This window comes from Brachybacterium sp. GPGPB12, assembly GCF_038396325.1.
GTDB classification, from domain to species: Bacteria; Actinomycetota; Actinomycetes; order Actinomycetales; family Dermabacteraceae; genus Brachybacterium; species Brachybacterium conglomeratum.
In genome coordinates, this window is the sequence record NZ_CP149573.1 from 3,851,309 (window position 1) to 3,876,015 (window position 24,707).

Annotated in this window: 28 protein-coding genes, 1 tRNA gene, 7 pseudogenes and 1 other annotated feature; of the genes and pseudogenes, 18 read left to right on the forward strand and 18 right to left on the reverse strand. The window is 68.0% G+C overall.

The genetic code is table 11. The features are described from left to right. Positions 1-5: 5 nt before the first annotated feature. The 6 genes and pseudogenes from WKH84_RS22390 to WKH84_RS22415 form a co-directional block, all read left to right on the forward strand. Positions 6-128 (forward strand): annotated as a pseudogene (locus WKH84_RS22390) (hypothetical protein); the annotation flags it as partial. Positions 129-219: 91 nt separating this feature from the next. Then, entirely contained in the window at positions 220-408 is a 189-nt protein-coding gene (locus WKH84_RS22395) for a D-arabinono-1,4-lactone oxidase (RefSeq protein WP_341857013.1), read from the forward strand. 96 nt (positions 409-504) lie between these two features. Next, on the forward strand, positions 505-1,365 hold the full coding sequence (locus tag WKH84_RS22400; protein WP_341855159.1) for an inositol monophosphatase: 861 nt from the start codon (positions 505-507) through the stop codon (positions 1,363-1,365). 91 nt (positions 1,366-1,456) lie between these two features. Beyond that, positions 1,457-1,529: transfer RNA gene (locus tag WKH84_RS22405), tRNA-Ala, on the forward strand. 22 nt (positions 1,530-1,551) lie between these two features. After that, positions 1,552-1,710 carry a hypothetical protein gene (locus tag WKH84_RS22410; protein ID WP_247424396.1) on the forward strand — a complete coding sequence of 53 codons (159 nt, stop codon included), beginning with the start codon at positions 1,552-1,554 and terminating at the stop codon, positions 1,708-1,710. 141 nt (positions 1,711-1,851) lie between these two features. Continuing rightward, positions 1,852-2,022 carry a hypothetical protein gene (locus tag WKH84_RS22415; RefSeq protein WP_341855160.1) on the forward strand — a complete coding sequence of 57 codons (171 nt, stop codon included), beginning with the start codon at positions 1,852-1,854 and terminating at the stop codon, positions 2,020-2,022. 15 nt (positions 2,023-2,037) lie between these two features. Here WKH84_RS22415 and WKH84_RS22420 read toward each other — a convergent pair. The 7 genes and pseudogenes from WKH84_RS22420 to WKH84_RS22450 form a co-directional block, all read right to left on the reverse strand. Next, positions 2,038-3,306: pseudogene (locus WKH84_RS22420) on the reverse strand (IS3 family transposase). Then, positions 2,901-3,029, reverse strand: a sequence feature (AL1L pseudoknot). Its footprint overlaps the pseudogene before it by 129 nt. A gap of 144 nt (positions 3,307-3,450) precedes the next feature. Continuing rightward, a pseudogene (locus tag WKH84_RS22425) lies at positions 3,451-3,721 on the reverse strand (YHS domain-containing protein). A gap of 36 nt (positions 3,722-3,757) precedes the next feature. Further along, positions 3,758-6,091: pseudogene (locus tag WKH84_RS22430) on the reverse strand (heavy metal translocating P-type ATPase). Continuing rightward, positions 6,075-7,055 (reverse strand): heavy-metal-associated domain-containing protein, encoded by a 981-nt coding sequence (locus tag WKH84_RS22435; protein ID WP_341855161.1) that lies wholly within the window; start codon positions 7,053-7,055, stop codon positions 6,075-6,077. The pseudogene WKH84_RS22430 and the gene WKH84_RS22435 overlap by 17 nt, the downstream one beginning before the upstream one ends. 1 nt (position 7,056) lies before the next feature. After that, a complete protein-coding gene (locus tag WKH84_RS22440; RefSeq protein WP_341855162.1) occupies positions 7,057-7,269 on the reverse strand; it encodes a heavy-metal-associated domain-containing protein in 213 nt (70 codons plus the stop codon). A gap of 47 nt (positions 7,270-7,316) precedes the next feature. Beyond that, the gene (locus WKH84_RS22445) at positions 7,317-8,030 is read right to left on the reverse strand and encodes an MFS transporter (protein WP_341855163.1); all 714 of its coding nucleotides are present in this window, start codon (positions 8,028-8,030) and stop codon (positions 7,317-7,319) included. Positions 8,031-8,156: 126 nt separating this feature from the next. After that, positions 8,157-8,693 (reverse strand): MFS transporter, encoded by a 537-nt coding sequence (locus tag WKH84_RS22450; RefSeq protein ID WP_341855164.1) that lies wholly within the window; start codon positions 8,691-8,693, stop codon positions 8,157-8,159. A gap of 329 nt (positions 8,694-9,022) precedes the next feature. Here WKH84_RS22450 and WKH84_RS22455 point away from each other — a divergent pair, with 329 nt between their 5' ends. Genes WKH84_RS22455 through WKH84_RS22465 form a run of 3 tightly spaced genes read left to right on the forward strand, consistent with a single transcriptional unit; the run spans position 9,023 to position 10,813 of the window. After that, the gene (locus tag WKH84_RS22455; RefSeq protein WP_341855165.1) at positions 9,023-9,454 is read left to right on the forward strand and encodes a helix-turn-helix domain-containing protein; all 432 of its coding nucleotides are present in this window, start codon (positions 9,023-9,025) and stop codon (positions 9,452-9,454) included. A gap of 7 nt (positions 9,455-9,461) precedes the next feature. Next, positions 9,462-9,680, forward strand: a complete 219-nt coding sequence (locus WKH84_RS22460) for a hypothetical protein (protein WP_341855166.1) — start codon at positions 9,462-9,464, stop codon at positions 9,678-9,680. Beyond that, complete coding sequence (locus tag WKH84_RS22465; protein ID WP_341855167.1) at positions 9,680-10,813, forward strand: FAD-dependent oxidoreductase; 1,134 nt, start codon at positions 9,680-9,682, stop codon at positions 10,811-10,813. Before WKH84_RS22460 ends, WKH84_RS22465 begins: the two co-directional genes overlap by 1 nt. A 94-nt stretch (positions 10,814-10,907) precedes the next feature. Here WKH84_RS22465 and WKH84_RS22470 read toward each other — a convergent pair whose 3' ends face one another. Together WKH84_RS22470 and WKH84_RS22475 are read right to left on the reverse strand one after the other, a co-directional pair. After that, entirely contained in the window at positions 10,908-11,477 is a 570-nt protein-coding gene (locus tag WKH84_RS22470; protein ID WP_341855168.1) for an MFS transporter, read from the reverse strand. 172 nt (positions 11,478-11,649) lie between these two features. After that, positions 11,650-12,234, reverse strand: a pseudogene (locus WKH84_RS22475) (MFS transporter); the annotation flags it as partial. Positions 12,235-12,407: 173 nt separating this feature from the next. Between WKH84_RS22475 and WKH84_RS22480 the strand changes: the two are divergent. The 3 genes from WKH84_RS22480 (at position 12,408) to WKH84_RS22490 (ending at position 14,281) form a co-directional block, all read left to right on the forward strand. Next, positions 12,408-12,878 (forward strand): DUF6153 family protein, encoded by a 471-nt coding sequence (locus WKH84_RS22480; RefSeq protein WP_341855169.1) that lies wholly within the window; start codon positions 12,408-12,410, stop codon positions 12,876-12,878. A 107-nt stretch (positions 12,879-12,985) separates the two neighbouring features. Next, complete coding sequence (locus WKH84_RS22485; protein WP_341855170.1) at positions 12,986-13,588, forward strand: DUF305 domain-containing protein; 603 nt, start codon at positions 12,986-12,988, stop codon at positions 13,586-13,588. A gap of 72 nt (positions 13,589-13,660) precedes the next feature. After that, on the forward strand, positions 13,661-14,281 hold the full coding sequence (locus tag WKH84_RS22490; protein WP_247424469.1) for a CueP family metal-binding protein: 621 nt from the start codon (positions 13,661-13,663) through the stop codon (positions 14,279-14,281). A gap of 315 nt (positions 14,282-14,596) precedes the next feature. On the opposite strand, the gene WKH84_RS22495 is transcribed toward WKH84_RS22490, so the two are convergent. The 7 genes and pseudogenes from WKH84_RS22495 to WKH84_RS22525 form a co-directional block, all read right to left on the reverse strand. After that, positions 14,597-15,097 carry a hypothetical protein gene (locus WKH84_RS22495; RefSeq protein ID WP_341857055.1) on the reverse strand — a complete coding sequence of 167 codons (501 nt, stop codon included), beginning with the start codon at positions 15,095-15,097 and terminating at the stop codon, positions 14,597-14,599. A gap of 85 nt (positions 15,098-15,182) precedes the next feature. Further along, positions 15,183-15,287: pseudogene (locus WKH84_RS22500) on the reverse strand (hypothetical protein); the annotation flags it as partial. A 49-nt stretch (positions 15,288-15,336) separates the two neighbouring features. Continuing rightward, positions 15,337-15,522, reverse strand: a pseudogene (locus WKH84_RS22505) (DNA cytosine methyltransferase); the annotation flags it as partial. 433 nt (positions 15,523-15,955) lie between these two features. Beyond that, the gene (locus WKH84_RS22510; RefSeq protein WP_341857014.1) at positions 15,956-16,153 is read right to left on the reverse strand and encodes a helix-turn-helix domain-containing protein; all 198 of its coding nucleotides are present in this window, start codon (positions 16,151-16,153) and stop codon (positions 15,956-15,958) included. Positions 16,154-16,165: 12 nt separating this feature from the next. Next, entirely contained in the window at positions 16,166-16,825 is a 660-nt protein-coding gene (locus WKH84_RS22515; protein WP_341855171.1) for an AraC family transcriptional regulator, read from the reverse strand. A gap of 95 nt (positions 16,826-16,920) precedes the next feature. Next, the gene (locus WKH84_RS22520) at positions 16,921-17,328 is read right to left on the reverse strand and encodes a Rid family hydrolase (protein ID WP_341855172.1); all 408 of its coding nucleotides are present in this window, start codon (positions 17,326-17,328) and stop codon (positions 16,921-16,923) included. A gap of 71 nt (positions 17,329-17,399) precedes the next feature. Continuing rightward, a protein-coding gene (locus WKH84_RS22525) for an IS5 family transposase (RefSeq protein WP_341855173.1) occupies positions 17,400-18,288 on the reverse strand; the annotation gives its coding sequence in 2 pieces (ribosomal slippage) (positions 17,400-17,924 and positions 17,926-18,288; 888 coding nt in all). 69 nt (positions 18,289-18,357) lie between these two features. Between WKH84_RS22525 and WKH84_RS22530 the strand changes: the two genes are divergently transcribed. From WKH84_RS22530 to WKH84_RS22540, 3 genes are all read left to right on the forward strand, one after another. Further along, a complete protein-coding gene (locus tag WKH84_RS22530; protein ID WP_341855174.1) occupies positions 18,358-18,684 on the forward strand; it encodes a recombinase family protein in 327 nt (108 codons plus the stop codon). 212 nt (positions 18,685-18,896) lie between these two features. Beyond that, positions 18,897-20,081 carry a hypothetical protein gene (locus tag WKH84_RS22535; protein WP_341855175.1) on the forward strand — a complete coding sequence of 395 codons (1,185 nt, stop codon included), beginning with the start codon at positions 18,897-18,899 and terminating at the stop codon, positions 20,079-20,081. Further along, positions 20,081-20,410, forward strand: coding sequence for a hypothetical protein (locus WKH84_RS22540; RefSeq protein ID WP_341855176.1), 330 nt, complete (start codon positions 20,081-20,083; stop codon positions 20,408-20,410). The genes WKH84_RS22535 and WKH84_RS22540 overlap by 1 nt, the downstream gene beginning before the upstream one ends. Positions 20,411-21,327: 917 nt before the next feature. Here the strand turns inward: WKH84_RS22540 and WKH84_RS22545 are convergent. Both WKH84_RS22545 and WKH84_RS22550 read right to left on the reverse strand, forming a co-directional pair. Further along, complete coding sequence (locus tag WKH84_RS22545) at positions 21,328-21,636, reverse strand: hypothetical protein (RefSeq protein WP_341855177.1); 309 nt, start codon at positions 21,634-21,636, stop codon at positions 21,328-21,330. 451 nt (positions 21,637-22,087) lie between these two features. Continuing rightward, on the reverse strand, positions 22,088-22,438 hold the full coding sequence (locus tag WKH84_RS22550; RefSeq protein ID WP_341855178.1) for a hypothetical protein: 351 nt from the start codon (positions 22,436-22,438) through the stop codon (positions 22,088-22,090). A gap of 80 nt (positions 22,439-22,518) precedes the next feature. Between WKH84_RS22550 and WKH84_RS22555 the strand changes: the two genes are divergently transcribed. The 3 genes from WKH84_RS22555 to WKH84_RS22565 all read left to right on the forward strand — a co-directional run bounded on the left by WKH84_RS22555 (position 22,519) and on the right by WKH84_RS22565 (position 24,641). Further along, a complete protein-coding gene (locus tag WKH84_RS22555; RefSeq protein ID WP_341855179.1) occupies positions 22,519-22,863 on the forward strand; it encodes an alpha/beta hydrolase in 345 nt (114 codons plus the stop codon). Between the two features lie 360 nt (positions 22,864-23,223). After that, positions 23,224-24,225: an alpha/beta fold hydrolase gene (locus WKH84_RS22560; protein ID WP_341855180.1), complete on the forward strand. Its 1,002-nt coding sequence runs from the start codon at positions 23,224-23,226 to the stop codon at positions 24,223-24,225. Next, on the forward strand, positions 24,117-24,641 hold the full coding sequence (locus WKH84_RS22565; RefSeq protein WP_341857015.1) for a LysR family transcriptional regulator: 525 nt from the start codon (positions 24,117-24,119) through the stop codon (positions 24,639-24,641). The genes WKH84_RS22560 and WKH84_RS22565 overlap by 109 nt, the downstream gene beginning before the upstream one ends. Positions 24,642-24,707 lie beyond the last annotated feature (66 nt).

Sequence of the window (24,707 nt, forward strand, 5' to 3'; positions counted from 1 at the left end):
TCGGAGTGGGCGCGGCGCCTGCCGAGCACCTCGAGGCGGCGCTCGCGGCGCCGCGCGCCCGCTTCACGGCCGAGGACGTGCGCGTCACCTTCCCGCTCGAGATCCGCCGGGCCGCGGCCGACGACGTCTGGCTCTCCACCGCGTTCGAGCGGGAGACCGTGTACATCGCCGCGCACCGGTACCACCGGGCGGTACCACCGGGAGGAGGCCGGGCCCTACCTGTTGCTCGTCCAGCGCACCCTCGCCGGGTTCGGGGCGAGGCCCCACTGGGGCAAGATGCACTGGCTGGGCGCCCGCGAGCTCTCCTGGCTCTGCCCGCGCTTCGAGGACTTCCGCGCCGTGCGCCGCACCGCGGACCCGGAGGGACAGCTCATGACGCCGGCGCTCCGCCATCTGCTCGGGACGTGACCGGTCGGCGTCACGGAGGTCAGGTCGGGGGAGGGGAGAGGTCCGTGCTCCGGGCCGTCGCCCCGATCCTGACCAGGGCGGACTAGCCTGGCGGTGATGAACACCACCGATTCCTCCGCCCCGTCCCCGGCCCAGTCGCTCGAGCACGCCCTCACCGCCGCGCATGCCGCCGCCGAGTACCTCCGCGGTCTCGACCGCGACGACCTCTCCCGCGAGTACAAGACCTCCAGCCACGACATCGTCACCGAGCACGACCGCCGCAGCGAGGAGATCATCGTCTCCGAGCCGCGCCGCCTGCTGCCCAGCGCGCGCATCGTCGGCGAGGAGGGCGGGGAGCGCCCCGCCGCGGAGCCCTCCGGTCCCGAGCAGGTCAGCTTCTACGTCGACCCGATCGACGGCACCAGCAACTTCGCCGCCGGCCTGCCGCTGTTCTGCATCTCGATCGGCGTCACCATCGGCGACGAGCTGGTCGCCGGCGTGATCGACGCGCCGGTGCTCGGCCAGGTCTTCGCCGCGGCCGACGGCCCCGCGACCCTGAACGGCCGGGAGATCACCCCGCGCGAGACCCGCCCGGCCCCCGACGCCCTCGTGCTCTCCGGCTACCCCGGCCAGCGCACGGGCTCCCGCTTCCCGGAGTTCGCCGCGAGCGCCGTCCGCACCCTCGAGGACTCGGTCTCCGCGGTGCGCCACCTGGGCTCCGCCGCGCTCGAGCTCGCCTACGTCGCCGCGGGATGGGCGGACGCCACCGCGCTGACCGCGATCAACTCCTGGGACGTCGCGGCCGGCTTCCACATCGTCCGCCGCGCCGGCGGCTCCCTGCGCACCTGGCCCGGGGAGGAGGTCGCCGAGCGGCCCGACCACCTCCAGCCCGCCTACGTCGCCTGCTCCGGCCAGGGGCGGCTCGAGGTGCTCGATGCGCCGCAGGACGAGCCGCAGGCTCTGCGGGTCGGGAGCTGAGCATCCGCTCTGTGACCTTCGTCAAGAGGCCCGCCTCGATGCGACAGCATCCCTGGTGGGGTGCTAATCTGATGCGGTCGCCGAGCGACATGGGGCTATGGCGCAGTTGGTAGCGCGTCTCGTTCGCAATGAGAAGGTCGGGGGTTCGAATCCCCCTAGCTCCACGTAAAGTTGAACGTTCGAACCTTGCCCCGCATCATCGCGGGGCAAGGTTCTTTCGTTGTGTGGCCTGGGGCTGGTCGCCAGGATCGTCTGGATGGCCTCGGCTGGTTCGAGGGTGACCTGGTCCTCGTCATCGATGACGATGCGGTCGAACAGCGCCCGGTTGAGCATCCGCCGCTCTGAGGGTTCAGCCTTCGCGTAGACCTCGCCGATGTCGGTGAGGAGCCCGAGGATCGCGTCAAGCCCGACCTTCGCCTTGCCGTATGTCGTCTCCAACGTGTCGAGCCGACCCGTGATCGCTTGCAGGCTGGCGCGGATGCGGTCTTGCTCGGTCTTGAGCAGGTCGAGGGGGATCGCGTCGGCGTAGTGGGCTTGGAGGAGCTTGACCTGCTCGGCTTCGAGCTTGGCCTTCTGCCCGGCCAGCGGCTTCTTCTCGTCGCTGGTGGATTCGGAGAGGGTGTCGAACACCTGCCCGAGCACGCCCTGAACCTGTGAATCGCCCCGGGTTTGTTAGAGGCTCGCAAGTGCCGTGTCGGCGGTCGCCGGCACGGTCTGGTGGTGATGGTAGATGTCCTCCAGCTCGACGGGTGGGATCATGCCGATCTCCCCGTGGAGACGTCGGTGGTTGAACCAGTCGATGTACTCAGCGGTCGCGATCTCAAGCTCGTCGATGCCCTTCCAGGGCCCGTGGTTACGGATCAGCTCGGCCTTGAACAGCGAGTTGAAGGCCTCGGCCAGGGCGTTGTCGTAAGAATCGCCGGTCGAGCCGACCGAGGCCACGGCCCCAGCCTCGGCGAGGCGCTGGGTGTAGCGGACGGCGACGTACTGGACCCCCTTGTCGCTGTGATGCGTGAGCCCGGAAACGTCGTGACCAGCGTGCTCACGAGTCCAGATCCCCATCTCCAGCGCGTCCAGGGCGAGGTCGGTCCGCAGCGACTTCGATAGCCGCCAGCCAACCACACGGCGGGAGAACACGTCGATGATGAACGCGGCATACACCCATCCCGCGAACGTGCGGCAGTAGGAGGGGGCACCACCCGCTTGCGGGGGAATGTCGGCGACCCAGAGCTGGTTCGGGGCCGTCGCGGTGAAGTTGCGTTCGGCCAGGTCAGGACGTGTGTCTGGGCCGTCGCCTGGGCGCGTGGCTCGAGGGCCTTTCTCTCGGCTGATGCCGCGCAGACCTTGGGCTCTCATCAGCCGTTCCACGGTGCGGCGCGCGACTGAGACGCCTTCCCGGCGCAGCTGAGGGTGGAGCTTCTTCGCGCCGTAGACGCCGAAGTTCTTCGCGTGCACGCGCCGGATCTGCACGAGCGGCTCCTCGTCCCGCGCGTCCGCTTCGAGGGCAGGCGGGTCTTGAATGCGTAGTAGGTGCTCGGCGCGATCTGGGTGCCCGCTGCGGTGAGCGTGCGGCAGATCGGCTCGACGCCGAACTCGTGCTTGTGCTGGTCGATGAACGTCACGATCATCGCGGTGGGCGGTCGAGCTCCGCTGCGAAAAAAGCCGAGGCCGACTTCAGGATCGCGTTCGCCCGGCGCGCTCGCGCACTTCTTTCTCCAGTTCAGCGAGCCGCTCGGCGTCGCTGGTCGTGGTTCCGGGCCGGTTGCCCTCGTCGATCTCGGCCTGCACGACCCAGTTCCTCAGAGTCTCGGGATTGATCCCGAGTCGCTCGCCCACACGGCGGAACGTTCCCGACCTCGTCGCTGGATCCCGCCGCGCGTCCACGGCCATCCTCGTGGCCCTCTCCCGAAGTTCATCGGGGTACTTCCTCGGTGCCGCCATGCTCCTCATCCTCCCGTGGGATCAGAGCCTCCACCAGACCCGGGGCGATTCATATTCATCCGAAAGCTCCTTCACCGGATTCGGTGGTTCCGCGCCTCCCACCGAAGGCGGGAGGCACGGAACCCGGGTCGTTCTGGTCGCCTGTCAGGCGGCGTTGGCGTAGCGGTCGGGGTCGGCGTCGAACAGCGGGCCGCAGGCGGCGCAAGCAGAACCAGTACCGCTGGCCCTGGTAGTCGCGGTAGAGGCCGGCTTCCTCCGCCTGCGCCTTGACGACCGGGGTGCCGGCCATCACCCGGCATTCGGTCATCTCCTCGGCGGGGGTCTGTGCGATCGCTTCGGCGCTCGGCGTGTGGCCGCAGCGGCTCCCACCGCTGGAGGAGGTGTCGGTCAGGTTCAGGTTCTCGTATGCAGTCATCGTGTTTCCTTTCGTGTTGTGTCGATGACGGATGGGTCAGGCATTCACCGGCTCGCGAACCGGCGCCGCTCCGGCCGGTGCCGGAGTGGAGGCGTCGTCCGCACGGGCCTTGAAGGTCCGTAGCCGCAGGCTGTTGGAGACGACGAACACCGACGAGAGCGCCATGGGCTGCGCCGGCGAGCATCGGGTTGAGCAGTCCGAACGCCGCCAGCGGGATCGCGGCGGTGTTGTAGGCGAAGGCCCAGAACAGGTTCGTCTTGATCGTGCCCAGTGTCTTCCGGGACAGGCGGATCGCGTCCGCCGCGGCGCGCAGGTCGCCGCGGACGAGGGTGATGTCGGCGGCTTCGATCGCGACGTCGGTGCCGGTGCCCATCGCCAATCCGAGGTCGGCTTGAGCGAGGGCGGGAGCGTCGTTGACGCCGTCACCGACCATCGCCACCGTCTTTCCCTCGCCTTGGAGGCGGGTGACGACATCGACCTTGTCCTTGGGCAGGACCTCAGCGATGACCTGCGTGATGCCGACCTCGGAGGCAACCTGCTCGGCCACCGCCTGGTTGTCACCGGTCAGCAAGCACCGGGGTCAGACCCAGCTCCCTGAACTGGTGGATCGCCTCAGCCGAGGTGGGCTTGATCTGGTCGGAGACGACCAACACGCCGCGCGCGGCGCCATCCCAGCCAACTGCGATCGCGGTCTTGCCCTGCGATTCGGCCTCCTGCTTCGCTGCCCGGAGAGTGGCGTCGAGGTGGATCGACCAGTCCGCCAGCAGCGACTCGCGGCCGGCGAGGACGGCGTGGCCGTCGACGACGCCTTGCACGCCCTTGCCCTCGATGTTCTCGAACGACTCCGGGGCAGGCGGCTCGCCGACCTCGCTGGTGGCACCGGCGGCGATGGCCTGTGCGATCGGGTGCTCGGAGTAGTCCTCCAGGCCGCCGGCGATGCGCAGCAGCTCGCCCCGATCCACACCCTCGGCGGGAATCGCCTCGGTGAGGGTCATCTTGCCGGTGGTGACGGTGCCAGTCTTGTCCAGCACGATGGTGTCGACCTTCTTGGTGGACTCCAGCACCTCGGGCCCCTTGATGAGCACGCCCATCTGCGCGCCCCGACCGGTACCGACCAGCAGTGCGGTGGGGGTGGCGAGGCCGAGGGCACAGGGGCAGGCGATGATCAGCACCGCGACCGCGGCGGTGAACCCGGCCGAGAGCGGGAACCCGGCCCCGATCCAGGCGCCGAGCGCGGCCACGGCGACGGCGATCGCGATGGGAACGAACACCCCGGACACCTTGTCGGCGAGGCGCTGGATCTCGGCCTTGCCGGACTGTGCGTCTTCGACGAGCTTGGCCATCTGCGCCAGCGCGCGTATCAGCACCGACCCGGGTGGCCTTCACGACCAGGCGCCCGCCGGCGTTCACGGTCGCACCGGTCACGGTGTCGCCTTCGCGGACCTCGACGGGCACGGATTCGCCGGTGAGCATGGATGCGTCGATCGCGGAGTCGCCGGAGGTGATGACGCCGTCGGTGGCGATCTTCTCGCCCGGCCGGACGACGAACTCATCACCCACGCTCAGCTCGTCGATGGAGACGCGTTCTTCCTTCCCGTTCCGGAGGACGGAGACTTCCTTCGCACCGAGTTCCAGGAGGGCACGCAGGGCGACTCCGGCGCGGCGCTTGGAGCGCTTCTCGAAGTAACGGCCGAGCAGGATGAACGTGATCACCCCGGCGGCGACCTCCAGGTAGATGTGCCCGAGCCCGTCGGAGCGGGAGATGGTGAACTCGAAGGGGTGGACAACGCCGCGATCGCCCGCGGTGCCGAAGAACAGCGCCACCAGGGACCAGATCATCGCCGCGGTCGTGCCTACGGAGATGAGGGTGTCCATCGTCGCGGCACCGTGCTTGAGGTTCATCCAGGCGGCCTTGTGGAACGGCCAGCCCGCCCACACCACCACGGGGGCCGCCAGCGCTAGGGAGGCGAAGCCCCAGTAGTCGAACTGCGGCGCCGGAATCATCGCCATCGCGATGACCGGCACCGCCAGGACCGCCGAGCCGATGAGGCGCCGCCGCAGGCCGCGCGGCTCGGCATCCTCACGCGACTCGCCCTCGCCGTCACCACCGGGCGCGGCCGCTGTTCCCTTCGGGGTGGGCGACTCAGCGCTGTAGCCGGTCTTCTCCACCTCGGCGATGAGCGGCTGCGGGTCATAGTCCGCAGGGGCGGTGACGCTGGCCTTCTCGGTCGCGTAGTTCACGGACGCGGTGACACCGTCGAGCTTGTTGAGCTTCTTCTCGATCCGGTTTGCGCAGGAGGCGCAGGTCATCCCGCCGATCTGCGGCTCGACACTGTTCGTGCTGATGATCGGATCACTCGCCGTGGTCATGGTCTCCTCCTTCCTCATGCCCGCCGCCGTGCTCGCCCTCGGCCCCACCGGTGGTCGTGTCGATGACCAGCGGCGCGGTGTGCACCTGCCCGTCGACCTGGAAGTCGAGGTAGAGCAGGTACCGGCCGGGCGTGGGAGCGGTCGCCTCGAACACGATCTGAGGCCCGGAGGTCTCACCGGCCTTCGGTGCATCCCCGTGGGGATGGACGTGCAGGTAGGCCAGGTCGCCGTCGCGCAGGGCGACCAGATGGCCGAACGCCCCCAGGTACGGCTCCAGCGCGGTGACCGGCTCCCCGTCACGGGTGACGGTCATGGTCAGCTCCGACGCGGAACCGGCGACCAGATCGCCCTCGACCGTGACGTCGAACCCCTCGACCGTGGTCTCGGTGACCGGTTCGGCCGCGGCCGGGTCGTAGTCGCCGGGCACCTGCACCGCAGTTGACAGGGTGATGCCCTCGCCGTGCTCGGCGGGCACGAAGTCGGCGAACACCCGGTAGGTGCCGGCCGCCTCCCACTGCCACGGGATCGACCAGGCGCCATCGGCGCCTCGTTCGGGGTGGATGTGACGGAAATGCGTGCCGTCGGCGCGCACGACGATCAGGTGCGGCTCTTTCTCGTGCTCCAGCTCGTAGTCGGTGACCGGCTTGCCGTCCGGGCCGGTGACCGTCAGCGACAGCTCACCGTCGGCGCCGAGGGCGTCCGGGGCGGTGACGGCGGTGAGCTGGTAGCCGTCCTGCGCGATGCCCAGGCCGAGCGACCCGGCCCCGGCGTCGTGGCCCTCGTGCCCGGTGCTGTCCATGTCTTCTCCTCCTTCTTCGTGTCCTTGGTGGGTGGTGCTCTCGGTGTCTTCCGCCCAGGCCTGCACCGTGCTCTCCGGGACGACCGTGTTCGCCGTGAACGCGGCCACGGCGAACACGGCCACCAGCACCAGCCCGTACAGGCCCAGCCGTGCAGGTGCCTTCATGTCAGCTCCTCACGGCCGTGTAGCCGGCCTCGTCGACCGCCGCGATCACCGCGGCGTCATCGACCGGTCGCTCACTGGTCACGGCCAGCCGCCCGGTCTGAGCGCTGACCTCGATGCCGGTCACCCCGGCGATCTCGGACACCTCGGCGCGGATCGCGCTCTCGCAGTGCCCGCGGCTCATCCCGGTCACCTGGTACTCGGTCGTGGTCGCCATCTCTAACTCCTTCACTCGTGTACGACTTACGTTGAGACTAATACCCCTTAGGGGTATGGATCAAGACGTGGCCCGCTCCTCGGCGGCCTGCTGTGCTTCACCAGTCGGGCGGACGTGGCGCGCCTCGTGGCGGCGATGATCGCCGCGAGACCGGCGATGACCGCCGAGACGATGGCCGCAGTGTTGAGCCCGCCGGTGAACGCGGTCTGCGCGGCGGCCACCACCTGCTCTCCGAGCGCACCGTGCGCCTGGGCCGCCGCGGCCATGGCGCCGTCGACGCTGTCCGATGCCGCCGCGGCGGCATCTGCGGGCAGGCCGCCGGGCGCGAGATCGCCGATCTGGGCGCGGTAGGCGGCGATCCCGACGTCGCCGATCACCGCGACACCGAGCGAGATGCCCAGGTCGTTAGCGGTGGTGGCGAGGCCGGAGGCCCCGCCGGTCTTCTCCGGCGGCACGGAGCCGACGACGAGGTCGGTGGTCAGCGCCATCGAGGGGGCCACGCCGGGGTAGGTGATGACGAAGCTCGCGATCACCAGCGCCAGACCCGTGCCGGCGTCGAGCTGGGTGAACAGGATGTAGCCGACGACCTGGGTGAGCAGGCCGACCGCGATCACGTTGCCGGGCCGGAACCTGCGCGCGAGCACCGGGGAGAGCGTCGAGACGACGATCAGCACCGCCGCGGCCGGCAGGATCGACAGGCCCGCCTGCAACGGCGAGAGCTCCTGGACCTGCTGGAGGTACTGGGTGAACAGCGAGTACACCCCGCCGAGCGCGCGGCCGAGAGCAGGAACACTGCCAGTGCCCCGGACACGGTGCGGTTGGCGAACAGTCGAACATCCAGCGCTGGTCGCTGGCGCGCAGTCGCCGGATCACGAACCACAGCCCGATCAGCGCGCCCGCGACCAGCGCCCGATCGAGGGGCCGGCCGGCTCCTGGGCGGCGAAGCGCTTGATGCCGTAGATGATCGCCAGCAGACCCGCGACCAGCAAGAGGGCGCTGAACAGGTCGATCCGCGCCGACGGGTCACGATGCTCGGGCACCAGCAGTGGTGCGGCGATCGCGACGAGCGCCATGATCGGCACCGCGACCAGGAACGTCGCCTGCCAGCCGAAGGCCTCCAGCAGCAAGCCGGACAGCAGCGGGCCCAGCGCCACACCAGCGGAGATGCCGCCGGCCCACACGCCGATCGCGACACCGCGCCGCTTCGCATCGGCGAAAAGCACGAAGATCAGCCCGATCGTCGCCGGCACCATCATCGCCGCGGCCAGTCCGAGGATGGCCCGCCAGACGATCATCAGTTCGGGGATCGTCGTCAGCGCCGCGGCGATCGAGACAGCGGCGAACAGGATCGCGCCGATCACCATGAGCAGGCGCTTGCCGATCCGATCGCCGAGCACGCCCATCGCGACGAGGAACCCGGCCATGACGAAGCCGTAGATGTCGAGAATCCACAGCAGCGCGTGCTCGACGGATTCAGGTCCGCGGCCAGATTCGGGGCGGCGAGAAACAGGATCGTGAGCATCATGAACAGCGCGTCGAGGGGATCACCAGAACGGCAAGCCCCCACCACTGCTTGGCGCCGGCACGCGGCGCGGCGGTGTCGCTCATCGCGCACCCCCAGGGATGTGTGTCGTGGACATGGTAGTCATCTCCTCTCTGTCGGTCCCGCCTCGCCCTCCGAGCCGGAACTCGATCATCGGTGTACGAGTTGTAACAGCTACACTATCTCATACATTCCAGTACGACTTGTGAGGTGGATCATGATGGCGAAGAAGGCGACGCCCCGCGGCACGACGACCGGTGCGTCAGGCGGCGGTGGGCGGGCGGCCAATCAGCGGGCGGATGCGCGCGCAACCGGGCAAGGATTCTGGCCGCGACGGCGACGGCGATCCGCAAGAACCCCGACGCTTCGGTCGGCGACATCGCCGCCGAGGCCGGGATGGGTAGAGTGACCGTCTACGGGCACTTCCCGACCCGCGCGGAGCTGATCGAGGCCGCCCTGGTCGACAGCCTCGAACGCGGCGAAGACGTGCTCAGCGGGGTGCCCCTGGATGGTGATCCGGGCGAGGCGTTCCGGCGACTGGTGGCCTCCAGCTGGGTGCTGGTCGACCAGTCGCGGGCCGCTGGCGACCGCACTGAAAGAACTGCCCGCGGCACGCATCCGCGAGCCGCACGAGAAGGCTGAGGGACGGATGCGGGCTCTGCTGCTGCGCGGCCAGCGCGAGGGCGTCTTCCGGGTTGACCTGCCGGTGTCCTGGTCGCTGACCACCACGCACGTGGTCATGAACGGCGCCGCCGAAGAAGTGCGCGCCGGGCGCCTCGACGCCGACGACGCGCCGTGGTTCATCGAGGCGATCCTCTCGCCCGCCTTCACCGCCACCACCAGCACCACCATTGAGGAAGGAGCCTGATGAGGACGCCCAGCATCGCGATCATCGGGGCCGGTTCCGCCGGCACCGCGGCCGCGAGAACCCTGCATGCCTCCGGCGTCGACATCGACCTCTACGCCCGAAACGGCGAGGTGCCGTTCAACCGGACGTTGGTCAACAAGGGCATCGCGGTCGGGCCGCTCGAACCGGCCCAGGCGGCCCTGCCCGATACCGGAGCGACCCTCCGTTCGGAGACAGTGCGCGGCCTCGACCCGAGGTCGCGGCGGTTGCGCCTGGACTCCGGCGAGAGCCGCGCCTATGACGCGCTCCTGATTGCCACCGGTAGCCGGCCGCGCACGCTGGATGAGGAGGTGATCGGCCGAGACCAAGCGATCAGCGCAAGCAGATTGACCACCCTGCACTCGGCCGCCGACGCCGTCCGCGTCCGCGATCTACTCGCGACCACTCAGCCTGCCCGGGTGCTCATGCTCGGTGGCGGCCTCGTCGCCTCCGAGACCGCCTCGCTGCTCACCGACGCCGGCCACGACGTCGCCCTCATCGCCCGCGCCGCGATCCCAGGAGCGAACGCCATCGGCGAACACGTCGCCTGGCGGCTACGCGACCTGCACCGCCCCCAGCACGCCGCCTACCTGGAACGCACCGTGCGCTCGATCCGCACCCACACCGACCGCATCAGCATCACCCTCAACGACGGCGACCGAGTCGAGGGCGACCTCGCGATCGTCGCGCACGGCACTCTGCCCGCCGCCCCCGCACCATGGACCGGGCCCGACGGCATCCCCGTAGATTCCCGCCTGCGCTCCATGCACGCCCCGCGGCAACGGATCTACGCCGCCGGCGGCGTCGCGGTCCATCACTATCCCGGCCACGGCTCCTACCGGATCGATCACTGGGACGACTCCGCCGCCCAGGGCATCCACGCTGCGAACGCGCGGCCGCTGCACGACCTCGACATGGCCGACGATCCCGGCCAGTACCTGCCGAGCTCGACGTTCTCCGCACGCATCCACGGCCACACCCTCACCGGTGTTGGACACCCCGCCCTGGGCACACGCACCCGCGTCCTGTCCGAAGAGCCATTGATCACAGCCCACTACCTCGGCGACGTGCTTGTCGCCCTCACCGGGGTCGACAGTCGCCAGCCACCTGCGTGAGCTGATGCCCCGCCTGCACCACTCCGACCCCGTCACAGAGTCGACTGTGCCGGTGACGCGACAGCACGTATGAGCCCCTCGCGTCAAACGGAGTTCAGACGGTGCGCACGCAGGCGCACTGGCACGCCGCGAGGGTGCCTTCGGCGGCTTCGGTCTCCTCGCGCACCGCCCGATCACTGATCACCGGTTCTGCGGCGGCGACACCGGTCGGGGCGGCCTCGCTGTCCTTCTGCTCGCGCGGCCAGAGCAGGTGCGCCGCGATCGCCCCCGCGATTGCCAGGGCGGCGAGGACGGACCAGGCGAGCGTGAACCCGGACGCGGTGCCGATCCAGCCCGCGATCGGGTAGGTGACGAGCCAGGCGAGGTGCGAGAGGGAGAACTGTGCGGCGAATCCCGCGGGGAGGTCCTGCTTCGCCACCGAGCCGCGGATGACGCGCCCGGTCGGGGTGACGATCATCGCCATGCCGCCGCCGATGATCACCCAGATCGGTGCGGTGACCATCCAGGATGCGACTTGGGTGGCGGTCATCGCGACGGCGGCGAGCACTCCGGCCAAAAGCACCAGGGCGCCGGTCATCATCACAATCCGCTCGGCGATCCGGTCGAGCACGCGTGGCAGGAACAGCGCGACCAGCGGCGTGCCGCCGCCCGAGGCGGCCAGCATCCACGCGACGTCGGCCTGCGAGCCGCCCAGGTGGTCGCGGACGTAGTTGACCGTGTTGACGACGACGATCGATCCCAGCCGCCGCGACGACCAGGTTCAAGGCCACCACACCGCGCGCCCGGGGCGTGGCGAAGAAGACCCTGACTCCCGATGTGACCCGCGCCCAGGCGCCGACGTGCCCGCTCGGGGTGGCATTGGGAATGTGGGTCGAGAGCACCAGCACGGCGGAGAGCGCGAACCCGATCGAGGTGCCGATGAACAGCCAGTTGAACGCCATGAACGTCAACGCGACGGCCGCCAGGACCGGGCTGAGCAGGCTCTCCATCGTGTACGCGACCTGCGACGCGGACAGTGCTCGGGTGTAGTCGGACTCCTTGGTGACGATATCGGGGATCACGGCCTGGAATGTCGGCGTGAAGGCCGCCGACGCCGCTTGCAGGACGCCGATGAGCACGTAGATGTGCCAGACCTCCGTGACGAACGGGAGCACCAGCACCACCCCGGCGCGCACCACATCGAGCAGTGTCAGGAACATCCGCCTCGGAAGCCGGTCAGCATACGCCGCCGCCAGCGGCGCGATCAGAACGTACATGACCATTTTGATCGTCAGAGCGGTGGCAAGCACCGACCCTGCGCTCGGGCCGGCCAGGTCGTAGGCGAGGAGGCCCAGCGCCACTGTCGCCAGCCCAGTGCCGAACAGCGCGATGATCTGCGCACCGAACAGGTGGCGGAAGTCGCGGATCGCGAACAGGCGCATCAATCTTCTCCTCAAACCCTCTCAAGAACACGTAACCCCTCCAACCTTATACCCTCCTGGGGTATTTCCGACGGTGCTCCACGAGGAACGGAGTGCGCCCACGGTGTGCGCCGTACGGGGCGATCCGGCGCGGCGCTCAGGCGGCCGTCGGCGGGATCAGTAAACTGGGGTGCATGGCGTCCACCGCAGCAACGCGTACCCGGAGAGGTCATCTCGGCCTTCTCCGAGGCGTGTTGCTCGGCGGCCTGTTGGTCGCCGCGGTCATCACCGGTCTGCTCGCCATGCACACGCTGAACCTGCACGGCACACCCGCCGCCCACGCGGCCACCGCCGCGGTCTCCGTCACCGATTCTGGTGAGGCGCGCCAGGGCGCGGCGCATCACGACACAGCGAGCGCTCACGCGACCAGCGGCACAACGCACGATCCCGGCGGTTCCTGCACCGACTGCGGGAGCGATGGACACCTGGGCATGGCGATGGCGTGCGTGCTCGCACTGCTGCTCGCCCTGCTCGTCCTCGTGGCGCCGCGGATTCTGCCGGGATGGCCGCGCACCGCACCTCGATCTCTCCCGATCGCCCGCTTCTTCGACAGGGGGCGGTCGAGGGCTCCTTCATTACAGGTTCTCTGCATCAGTCGCACGTGACAGAGCGGTGAACCCGGCGCAGCGAGCGCCGACGGTTCCCCCTGCACTCACGCGGTGCCCCTGAGGTCCCGCGCCACTGACACGACTGCTGACACTGGAGAACACTCATGAAGTTTCGTACCGCGGCGACCGCCGCACTCGCACTGACCGCTGCACTCGCCCTGGCCGGTCGCTCCGCCGGAGACGACGATGCGATGTCGGGCATGGATCACGGCTCGTCCGAGCACACGCCGGACGCCACCGGCGGGGACGTCAATGACGCGGACAAGATGTTCGCCTCGATGATGGTCGTCCACCACGAGCAGGCCATCGAGATGAGCGACATCGTCCTCGCCAAGGACGGCGTCGACCCGCGGGTCGTCGAATTGGCCGAGACGATCAAGACCGCCCAGGGGCCCGAGATCAAACAGCTTCAGGGCTGGCTGGAGGACTGGGGCGTCGACCCCGACGATCACCAGATGGGTGGGATGGACCACGGCGACGGGATGATGAGCGAGGACGACCTGGCCGCACTCGAAGCCGCCGACGGCGCCGAGGTGTCACGCCTGTTCCTGGAACAGATGATCCTCCACCACGAGGGAGCGGTCGAAATGGCCCAGACACAGGTCGATGACGGTAGCAACCCCGATGCCGTCGAGCTCGCGCAGACCATCATCGACGCGCAGACCACTGAGATCCAGGAGATGCAGGACCTCCTGGCCACCCTCTGATCGACTACTCGGGTCGGTGCCGGGGCGAGAGCGCCCGGCACCGACCCACTCAAACCCTTGAAGGATCACGCCATGAATCACCCCACCATGCCGCGGCGCCGAAATCTGATCGTCACTGCCACCGCAACGCTTGCCGCGGCCCTCGTTCTCACTGGATGCGCCACAACGTCGCCCGAACCCGAATCCATCTCCATCGGCAGTCAAGCCGTCGACACTGAATTCCTGACAGACCACAACCTGGACGGACTCGACGCCACGCAGGTCATCGGGCGGCTCGACACTATGCCCGTAGCCGACCGTCCCGCCGATCTGATCGCATCCGTGCAACCCGACGCCCTCGTCCTCACCGACGATCAAGACCGCGAGACACGACTGCCGATGCCCGATGATGAGGTGTACATCTCGGTCGCCCCCTATCGGGAGCAAACGCACGATTGCTACTTCCACAGCCTGACCACCTGCCTCGGCGAACTCGCCAACACCGAGGTCCAGGTCACGCTCACCAGCAAGGGCGGCGACGTGCTCGTCGACGAGGTACAGCAGACCTACGACAATGGGTTCGTCGGCGTCTGGGTGCCCCGCGGCATCGAGGCAACCCTCACGATCGAGCACGAAGGTCAGACGGGAACCGCGATCATCTCCACGATGAACGAAGACGACCCGACTTGCATCACTACCCTGCAACTCACCTGACCTCGGGCATCAGCCGCTCGTGCCCCGGGAAATCGTTCTGTTCTAGATCGGCACAACTCCGAGGACGTGGCGTGTGGCCGATCACCAGCGCCGCGGCTGTCACGCAAGGTGAGGAATTCCGCGCTCATCATGGCTCGGTCGCCGCCCGTAGTGCGTCAAGCGCGACGACTGCTTGGAGGTGCAGGACGCCATTGCCGAGGGCAGTGTTCTGTTGGTTCGCGGTCAGGCCGTGTTCGGGGTCGGTGACCCACCCCGTCGGGAGGCCCATGAGCCATTCCACGAACTCGGGCGCCGGGCGTGGTCCTTTCTCCTCGTTCAGGATCGCGGGGTCAGGGGCGGTTCGTTCGGTGATGTGTTCCCATCGGGCGATGGCGTGGGCGTATCGCCCCCAGCGGTGAAGATGTCCTCGATCAGGGCGAACAGGGTCTCCGACTCGTTCCAGCTGGCGGGCGAGCCATGCGGCCCGTGCAGGGCCAGGTCGATCACTTGATGGCTCAGGGCGATCGTGCCCCGCCGTGCCCGTACCTGGTCCAGGGTCTCGCCGCCGCGCGAGGAGTCCGAGGCCAAAGGCGTCCGGAACAGCGCTTTCGCGGTAGGCGGTGATGAAGACCCGGAACCGGTGATGCGGTGCGCCGGCCAGTGACGCCGGTAAGCCGATCCATCGTGCACTTCTCCGGAGGTCGGCCAGATCCCCGAGTACGGCTCCGTGCGCCCGAAGAGGTCGCGTTGGCTCGTCTCCCAGCGACCACGGGTCGGGTTCCAGGTTGCGAACGGCGGTTGCATGCTCGTTGGTTGCATCGTCGGGGTTGCGTGCATCGGGGGTTGCTCCTTCCAGAGCGCGGATTGCGGGTGCGGAGAGTAGGCCGCGGACGTTCTCGATGACGACGAGCTCGGGTTGCAGTGCGTCGATCGCGGCCGCCATGTGCGACCAGAGCCCGGAGCGGGTGCCGGGTGCGAGGCCGGCGCCCTTGCCGACGGTCGAGACGTCTTGGCAGGGGGAACCCACCGATCAGTATGTCGACCGGTGGCACCGCCGCCCAGTCGACGGATGTGATGTCGCCGAGGTTCGGGATGCCTGGCCAGTGGCGGGCGAAGACGCGGATGGAGGGGGCGTTGATCTCGGAGAACCAGATCGTCTCCCCGCCGGTGGCATACTCGACGGCGAGATCAAGGCCGCCATAGCCGGAGAACAGCGACCCGACCCGGAGAGGGTGGCCGCGATGGGAATGGTGGTCGTGCATGAGGGCTCCGCAGGCTTCGTAATCCCCGGACCTCGACGCGACTGAACGGGCGCCGACCTGCCGGGCTGAACACCTGCCAGGTGCGCCACCGACGAACCGGTACGCATCGAACAGCCGGACCTCAGAACCGCTTGCGATCTCAGTTCCTCGACTCCGCAGCGCCGCTCCTGCTGACCGCCGCGACTCTCGCTCTCGCCGCTCCACGAGCCGCCACACGTCTTTCAAACGTGGCCCGCTTCGTCAACTTACATTGACAACTGGGAGGATCAGTAGCATCAGGTCGATGGACTGCGCAAGGCAAGCGATCGCCGCTCGACGCTGGTGCGGCAGGTCAATCCGGTCACGCTGAGCGGCGTGACGAGTATCGAGAAATCGCGTGCATCGTCCGACGGTCTACGGTCTGAAGTCGCTCCGTCTCGCCCCCAAGTACTTGTCACATGCGGTGATCGGTGCCGATGGGGCGCATGGCGCGGTAGCGGCTCGGGCTGATCCCGGTGTGTTCGATGAACGCTTCGGTCGCCCGCGATCGGCTGGACCACCCGACCTGCCGGCCCGTGGCGGCGACGGGCAGGTCGGTCTCGCGCAGTAGCCGGGCCATCTCCTGCACGCGCAACATCGTGAGATACGCGATGGGCGTCTTGCCCTACGCGTCGGCGAACACCCGGCTCAGTTGCTGCGGGGAAAGCCGCACGGTCTCGGCAAGCTCACGCGGCGTCCACGGATGCGCGACGTTCTCGTGGAGCGCCTCGCGCGCAAGAAGCGCTTCACGACGCAACGGCGCGAACCGGCGAGTACGCGGCGGCACCGGGCGGGAGCGTGCCCGCTGCAACGGCGTCAACCGCGCCGGGGAGATGCGGACATAGGGGGTGACCACGTCCATGATCGCGAACCAGAGCGCTTGCGACCGATGGAATCGGCGCTGGAACTGCCCGTCGAGGCTGAGCGCGACCATCTCGTCCAGCCACGCCATCATCATGCCCGTCCGGTGCTCACCGAGGCGCAGGATCTGCGCTGGATCGGAGTAGACCTTCTCCGTGAATCCCCGTGCATCGAGCCGGTCGTGCAGGATGCCGGCGTGTCGCCAGAACGCCTGATCGATCACGTAGTCGGTATCGGCATAGATCGTGGTAACGGTGATGTGCCCTTCGGGTTCCGACCCGCACAGCACGTTCGGGCCGAGCAGGACCACATCCCCCGGGCGCACGGGCTTCTGCCCGAACTCGCTGAACAGGATCGTCGAACCGTCCCGGACGATAATGAGTTTGACGCAGTCGTACGCCAACGGGCCGACGGGTCGGTGCACGGTTTGGGTGCGAGCAAGCAAAGATCTGATAGTCGTGCAAAGCATTGCTTCGTTCACCTAGGGCGTGTCTCCAAAGGTGCTCCAGCCGATGGTCGTCAGTCGATCACGGCGGCTGTGGCTTCGACTTCCACGAGCTGGTGGTCGTATCCGAGAGCGGCAACACCGATCAGCGTGCTTGGCACGTCATGGTCGCCGAACGCGTCGCGGACGACCTCCCATGCCGCCACGAGATCAGCCTGGTCGGAAGAGGCGACGAGCACACGGGTGGCGATGACGTCTTCTAGTGAGGCGTCAGCCTCTCCGAGGGCGACCTTCATGTTCTCGATGCACTTGGCGGCTTGTGCTGCGAAGTCGCCTTCACCGCAGGTCGATCCGTCGCTGTTCAGCGGGCACGATCCTGCCAGGAAGATCAGGCGTGCTTCCGCGGGTGCGGTTGCAGCGTAGGCGTACTCCGGCGCGTCCGACAGCGCGTTGGAACGAATCAGGGTCACGGCCTTGGGCATTGCTAACCTCCGGGTCGAGTGCGTCTCCGGACACCTTCGCATCTCCGCCTGAGCGAGATCTCGGAAGCTCGTCAAACGAGGTGTTTGAGCCACTGGACGATCGCGCGGAGGACGGCTCCGGCGCGGTAGGTCAAGCCGAGTTTGTCGTAGCGGGTGGCCAGGCCGCGCCATTGCTTCACGTCGCTGTAGCCGCGCTCGATGACGTTGCGGCCGCGGTAGGCCTCCATGTCGAAGCCCACGGGGCGTCCGCCGCGTGAACCGCGGTTGCGGCGGTGTTGCTGCTGGTCGCGGGGCTCAGGGATCACGGCCTTGGTCCCTCGACGGCGCAGAGTCTGGCGGGTGGCGCGGGAGGAGTAGGCCTTGTCGCCGCGCGCGATGTTCGGTCTCGTGCGTGGCCGACCGGGTCCCTTGCGAGCGACGGAGAGGGCATCGAGCAGTGGGGCGAGCATCGGTGAGTCCCCGCCCTGCCCGGGCCCGCACAGGATCACCAGCGGCAGGCCGTGGCCGTCGACGAGCTGATGGATCTTCGTCGAGAGCCCGCCACGGGAACGGCCCAGCGCGTGATCAGCCGGCTCGACGCGGAGATTCTTGTGGTTCCACAGCGCCCCCTGTGGTGCGCTCGAGGTTGGTGCCGTGCTGGTGAGCGCGGCAGATCGTGGAGTCGACCGCGACCGACCAGTCCAGCTCACCCTCCGCGTCGGCACGGACCAGGAGCGCGTCGAGGACCTGATCCCAAATGCCGTCGGCGGCCCAGGCACGGTGGCGCTTCCACACCGTCTGCCAGGGCCCGAAGTCGGCCGGGAGGTCCCGCCAGGCGATCCCGCACCGGTAGCGGTAGATGATTCCCTCGACCACCTGCCGATGATCCCGCCTCGGCCTCCCCGACCAGGGGCGCTGAGCGGGGAGCAAGGGCTGGATCGTCTCCCATTGGATATCGGACAACACGCTTCGTCGGCTCATGCACCTACCGTCACCCCCGAGTCCTCGCGAACTTAGGAGACACGCCCTAGCACTGACGGGAGGCGCATCATGACCACCCTGATCTACCGACGCGCCGCGGTCCACAATCTGCAATGGCTGGACGATCAGGAGATCCACTGCCGCCAGTACGCACGCGAGCTCGGGCTGACCGTTGATGGGTCCTACTACGACATCGGACGCATCGGCGACGGCCTTGCCACCGTGCTCGACCTCGCCCAGCAGGAAGAGGTCAGCGCGGTCATCGTCAATGACCTCGCACGTCTCGGGGAGAAGGTGGACGATCACCTCGCCACGGTGCGGCGCCTCCACGAGGCCGGAGTGACGATCCACGTCGCGAACGAGAAGACCACTGACATGCGGGGTGGGCTCGACTGAACAGTCCTCAGTCCCCGGCGTCTGGCCCCGCTCCCGACCCGCAGGGAGCGGGGCTCGCTCTGTCTACCGCACCTGCGGCACGGCTGGGCAAGGGCGTTGTGCCAGTAACTCGCACCGTGGCCACGGCCTGTGGGATGATGTGGTGGAGACCTCCAGGAGGAGAACTGACGTGCCGGTAGCGGGTCAAGACTAGTAGGAAAGGGACGAAGTGCATGGCTGATTCGTCATCTAAGAAGCCCATGCGACCGCCTTTTCCAGTTGAGGACATATCCCTTGATCTGATTGACCTTGATCTACGGAACTCTCGTTTCCCGCGAGACGCTCAATCGCAGACCGATGCATTCGAGTTGATGTTGAACACCGCTGGTGATGACTGCCTCGACATGCTCAGGGATTTGACCCGGTCTGGGCGTATGAATAGTTCTGACACCCCGATCGTTGTAGCTCGCGATGGACGTTACGTGATGATGGAAGGCAATCGACGTCTAACGTGTCTCCGGCTATGGGCTAAACCTGCGCTGCTAAGCCAGGATGAATCGCTGGAGAAACAGTACCTTTCTCGTATAGAACGACTGATCGAAGATAGCGCTTACGCTCCGCCAGCAGTGTTGCGGGTGGCTGTAGCGCCGGATGAGGCGGACGCGGACGTCTGGATCGAGAGAAAGCACACGGGTGGCGCGGGCGGTGCAGGCACCGTTGAATGGGGCGTCGCTATGAAGGACCGTCGACGAGCGCGAAACGATCCGGCTAAGGCTTCTCGCGCTATGGCATTCGTTGAGCTGGTGTCCGGCGAGTATGCCGAGGAGCCGGACGTGCTTGTAGCTCTCGAGACGGTCCGTAGTGCCCGCTACACGTTCATCCAAAGATTTGTGGATCGCGGCGTTGTTCGGGACATGATCGGTCTTGAGTTTTCGGAAGGGAAGATGACGTTCCGTCACGGCGCCGAGCTTTCCCTGCCAATCATCCGACAGGTACTCACAGATTTTGCGCAACCGAAGGCTGAATCTGGTAAGACATGGGCGCGGGAACTGGATACAGTCGACGACTTCCGCGAGTACCTCAACAAGTATTCACATCTCCTTCCAGGCATGGGAGATGCGGGTACCAAGGCCGCTGACGATGCCGGCCAGGACACACCGGGGCCAGCCGGATCGACGAGTGCTGGTTCAAGCGGAGATAGAGGCTCACCAACGAATGGCGAGGGCTCAGGAGGCGGCAGTCAGAGCCGTGGGAACGGCCAGGCTGAGGCCAATGATCCACGACCTCCGCGGCCGGCGCGGGGCCGGGAGCACATCCTTCGGGGGGTCGTCCTAGACAAGTTCACGCCGCGTATTCAGGAGATGGTGCGCCAGACATCATTGCTTAGCGTGCGCGCCAAAACGAGACAGTCTCGGTGATGTCGCGAGTCATCCTTGACCTCACTGCCTATCAGTTCCTCATGTCGCATGGTCAGCAAAATGTGCCCAAGGACCTTGATAAGAGAATCAAGAGCGCCATCAAGATAATTGACCCACAGGCATCTGATGCGCTCGGCACCGCCGAGTCTACGCCGCCGCTTCGTAAGGCGTTTCACGACACGACTCCCGACAGCATTAGGCTTGCTCAGTACGCAGTGCACGACATTCACAGCGGCAGGACCCCTGCGGAAGTTCTGACTTTGGCAGATCGCTACGCTCCGGTCCTCGTTGAAATGAATGCCCATATGGGGAGCACGCCGATCCAATGAGGTATCTGTCACCACTTCGATACCCAGGGGGGAAAGCCAGACTCGCGCCCTATCTCGCAAGGCTCATTACTGCCCAAGACCCTGAGCCGCGTCAGTATGCGGAACCGTTTGCCGGAGGAGCGGGCGCGGCTCTGCATCTCTTGCATGACGGGGTCGTAGATAGAATCCACCTGAACGACCTGAACCCCGGAATAGCAAGCATTTTGGCGGGCCTCATTAGATTTCCCGAACCAGTTTTGCCGGGAGATTCAGTCCGTTCCTTTAACTATCGACGAATGGCGTCGGCAGGCTGAAATATATGCCTCTCCCGCAGGCCGTGAGGATTTTGAGCTTGGCTTCGCTACCTTCTACCTGAACCGAACGAACCGTTCGGGAATCCTCGATGCGGGGCCGATCGGCGGATTTGAACAGCTTGGCAAGTGGAAGATTGATGCGCGATTCAATCGAGAATCACTCTCGTCAAGAGTCCAGGCTATTGCAGATATGCGTCATCGTATCTACGTCACCGAATATGATGCACTAGATTTTCTAGGCTCGATTCAAGACGTCTCGACTGACGTTTTCGTCTACGCAGATCCTCCGTACCTCGTTCAGGGTGAAGGTCTTTACCTGCACGCATTCGATGCGGAAGCGCACCTAGAACTTGCGAGGGTTCTAGCGAGCGCCCGATTCCCTTGGATTCTCACTTACGACGATGACCCACGTATTACGAATCTGCTCTACAGCGGTGGCAGGTGCGCCACTTTCGATATCGCCCATACTGCTCATCGCCAACACGTGGGAACGGAAGCCGTGATCTACTCCGAGAGCTTGGTCGTTCCGGACCTAGAAATCACCGCAGGTAGAGTCGCCCGATGGACCGCTTAGCGCCATCGTGTGCCGTCCTGGGGTAGGTCCGTTGGTTCTACGACGGATCTTCATCCGAAGTGCCCGGCTAAACTCTCCCGGCCGTGGCTATCCCTAAGCGAGACACCAGCACGCAATAGATGCGTGCGCACAGTGCCCGCGTTGAAGCCAAGCCGCGCACCGACCCTCGCTAGCGACTCGCCCTGCTCGTAGTGGCGGGCCATCTCAAGCGCCTGTTCCGGCGAAGGAGCCTGGCGACGGATCACGACCCCATGCTCGCGCAAACGATCCGCAAGACGCGACCTGCTCACGCCCAGTTCGTGCGCGACCTGGCGCAACGTCTCGCCGTTGCCGTACCTGCGCCCTGCCTCGTCCAGCATCTCCGCTGTCAACCGCGGCACAGGGACAGGCAGTCGCTCCGCGAACTCCTGAGAGACCACCGCTGGTCTGCGCCGCCGCCGGATCGCGCGATGCGCCGAGATCACCAACTGTAAGGATGGGGCGAGGTTAGAGCACTGTCGCGCTACCTCCACAAAATCACCCCGCTGGTCTCCGGACCGGCGGGGTTCTTCGTGCTCGCGAGCTGGATGGCCGCGGTGATGTCGCCATCGATTCCCTTGCGTCTCGTCGTGTGACGGGGGTCACTCGGTCATGCATCGGTCCGACCGCACCGAGGGCGACATCATCAGTGACGCTCGCTCCACCTACGATCCCGATGGCGGGCGCGACCCGGACGGCGGCCCGAGCTGAGTCGACCGCGGTGCGCACGGACGGCGCACCGTGCTCATCCCACCACGCGACCAGGGCCCGTCCCAGGCCCGGGACCCGTCGTCAGGCCCAGGGGCGGGACGGCGGGATCGGACGGAAACGTCCGCCTGCACCGCGGCACAGCACCACGGCGCTCGCCGGAGCGACCTCGCACATCGTCTCTTCGAGATGCCGGGCCACCGCCGCGAGAGCCCGCCGTGCCGACTCGTCCTCCTCCGCCCGGGAGCTCGGATCCACGCCGAAGCGCAAGACCACTCGGCCGACGCGCCGGCCCGCGACGAGCGGCGCCTCGACGTCCTTCCGCTCCACGGCATGGAGGGAGCCGAGCGCGAGCGCGGCCTGCTCGAGCACGTCGGCGGGGGAGGAGCCGGCGCGCGGCGCACCGATCGGCAGGTGGAGGCGGTAGCTCGGCATCGTCCCAGGCTAGTCCCGCTCCGAGAGCTCCGGTACGCTCCGTGCGGGACGGGCCGCAGAGGACCGGGGGAGGGGACGCCGTGACTCGGAGCATCGTGCTGATCCATGCCGTGCGCTCCTCGCGCACCATGTGGAAGGGCCAGGTGCGCCGTCTGCGCGACCGCGGCTACGAGGTGATCGCCCCGGACCTGCCCGGCCACGGCGCCCGCCGCGGCGAGCCCTTCACCCTGAAGTCAGCGCTCGCCACGATCGACGAGGCCGTCTCCCGCGCCAGCGACCGCCGCTGCTCGTCGGCCTCTCGCTCGGCGGCTATCTCACCCTCCACTTCGCCGGCACGAACCCCGGCCGGCTCGCGGGCGTCGTCGCCGCGGACTGCACGATCGTGCCCGGACCCGCGATGGCGCGGGTGTACGGGCTGTGGATGACGATGAAGGACTGGGCGCCCGGCGACTCCGACGCCCGCGTCGCCCGCTCCTTCGCCCGGCGACACACCCGCAAGGCCGCGAAGCGGTACTACGGCGGCGGCCGAGCCCACGGCGTGATCCGCACCGTGGTGCGCACGATCGGCGCCCTCGACCTGCTCGCCGACGTCGCCGCGATCGACGTGCCGATCACCTTCGTCAACGGCGAGCACGACCCCTTCCGCCGCCACGAGGCGCTCTTCGTCGAGGCCGCCCGCGACGGCGAGCTCGTGATCCTCCAGGACGCCGGGCACATCGCGAACCTCTCCCGCCCCAAGCGCTTCGCGAAGGTGCGCACCGCTGCGCGGCGGCAACGGTGCCGGCGTGAGCGACCCCGCGGTTCTCGTCGGTTCCGGCCCTGCCGGGCACGTGCGCCCCTGGCCCGTCGTGCTCGTGCACGGCACCCGCACCTCGCACAGCCAGTGGGACCCGCAGGTGCCCGCGCTCCGCGCCGCCGGCCACCACGTCCTCACGCCGGACCTGCCCGGGCACGGCGCTCGCCGCGGCGAGCCCTTCACCCTCGAGGCCGCGCAGGCCGTCATCGAGGGCGCGGCGCGCACCGCGCACGAGGCGACCGCTCTGCCCGTCCACCTCGTCGGCGGCTCGCTCGGCGGGATGCTCGCGATCCGCTCCGCGGCGCGGCTCGGCGCAGCGGACCGGGCCGACGCCGGCACCGACAGGGCCGGCGCATCGCCCGTCCTGGGCTCACTCGTCGCCTGCGGCGCCGCGGTGCGACCCACCCCGCTCACCGCCCGGCTCTACGCCCGCCTGATCACCGCCACCGACCTGCTGCCCGCGATGCGGAGGGGCTCCGAGGACTTCCCCTTCACCTGGGCGCTGGGCCGGGAAGGGGCCCGCGCCTATCTGCGCGGCGGCCGGGCCGACAACGACGTGGTGGCCCCCGCCTTCGCCGCCGTCGCCTCCCTGGACCTGCGCGGCGAGCTGTCCCGCATTCCCGCGCCGGTGACCTTCCTCCACGGCCGCTTCGAGCGGCTGCGCCTGCACGAGCGCTCGTTCACCGCCGCCGCCCCGCAGGGCCGGCTCGAGCCGCTGCCCTACGGCAACCACATGCTGAACCTCGTCCGCGCCGAGCGCTTCACCCCGGACCTGCGCGCATCCTCGCCCGCGCCGAGCGACCGACGAGCCCCGGGACGACCTCGGACCGGCACTGGCCCTAGTCTGGTCCCATGCACCACACCACCCTGCGCGTCGGCTTCGTGCCCGGCGTCGAGCCCGACCGCTTCCTGCGCCGCTGGAAGTCCGGCCGCCGCGACGCCTGGCTCGAGCTCGTCCCCGTCCCGCTGTCCTGCCAGACGGAGGCGCTGATCGGCGGCGAGGTCGACATGTGCTTCGTGCGGCTCCCGGCGCCGGAGGAGTCGGGCGAGCGGCTGCACCGGGTGGCGCTGTGGGAGGAGCGCGCCTGCGTGGTCGTCGGCGACGAGGACGTGCTGAGCCTGCACGACGACATCGTCGAGGCCGACCTCGCGGGGCAGACCGAGATCCGGCAGGAGCACCTCGACGATGCCGCCTCGCGGATCGCCGTGGCCGCGAGCGGCGTCGGCTTCACGCGGGTTCCGCTCTCCCTCGCCCGCCTCCACCGTCGCAAGGACGCCGTCGCCCTCCCGGCGCGGGACGGCGAACCGACCCGCATCGCGCTCGCCTGGCCGCGCGCGGCCGACGACGAGATCCGTCAGGAGTTCGTCGGCGTCGTCCGCGGCCGTACCTCCCGCTCGAGCCGCTGACCGCGCCCGAGCCGCGCAGAGCCCCCGCGTCGCGCCTCCGCACCCGCCGACTGCGCGGACCTCGCA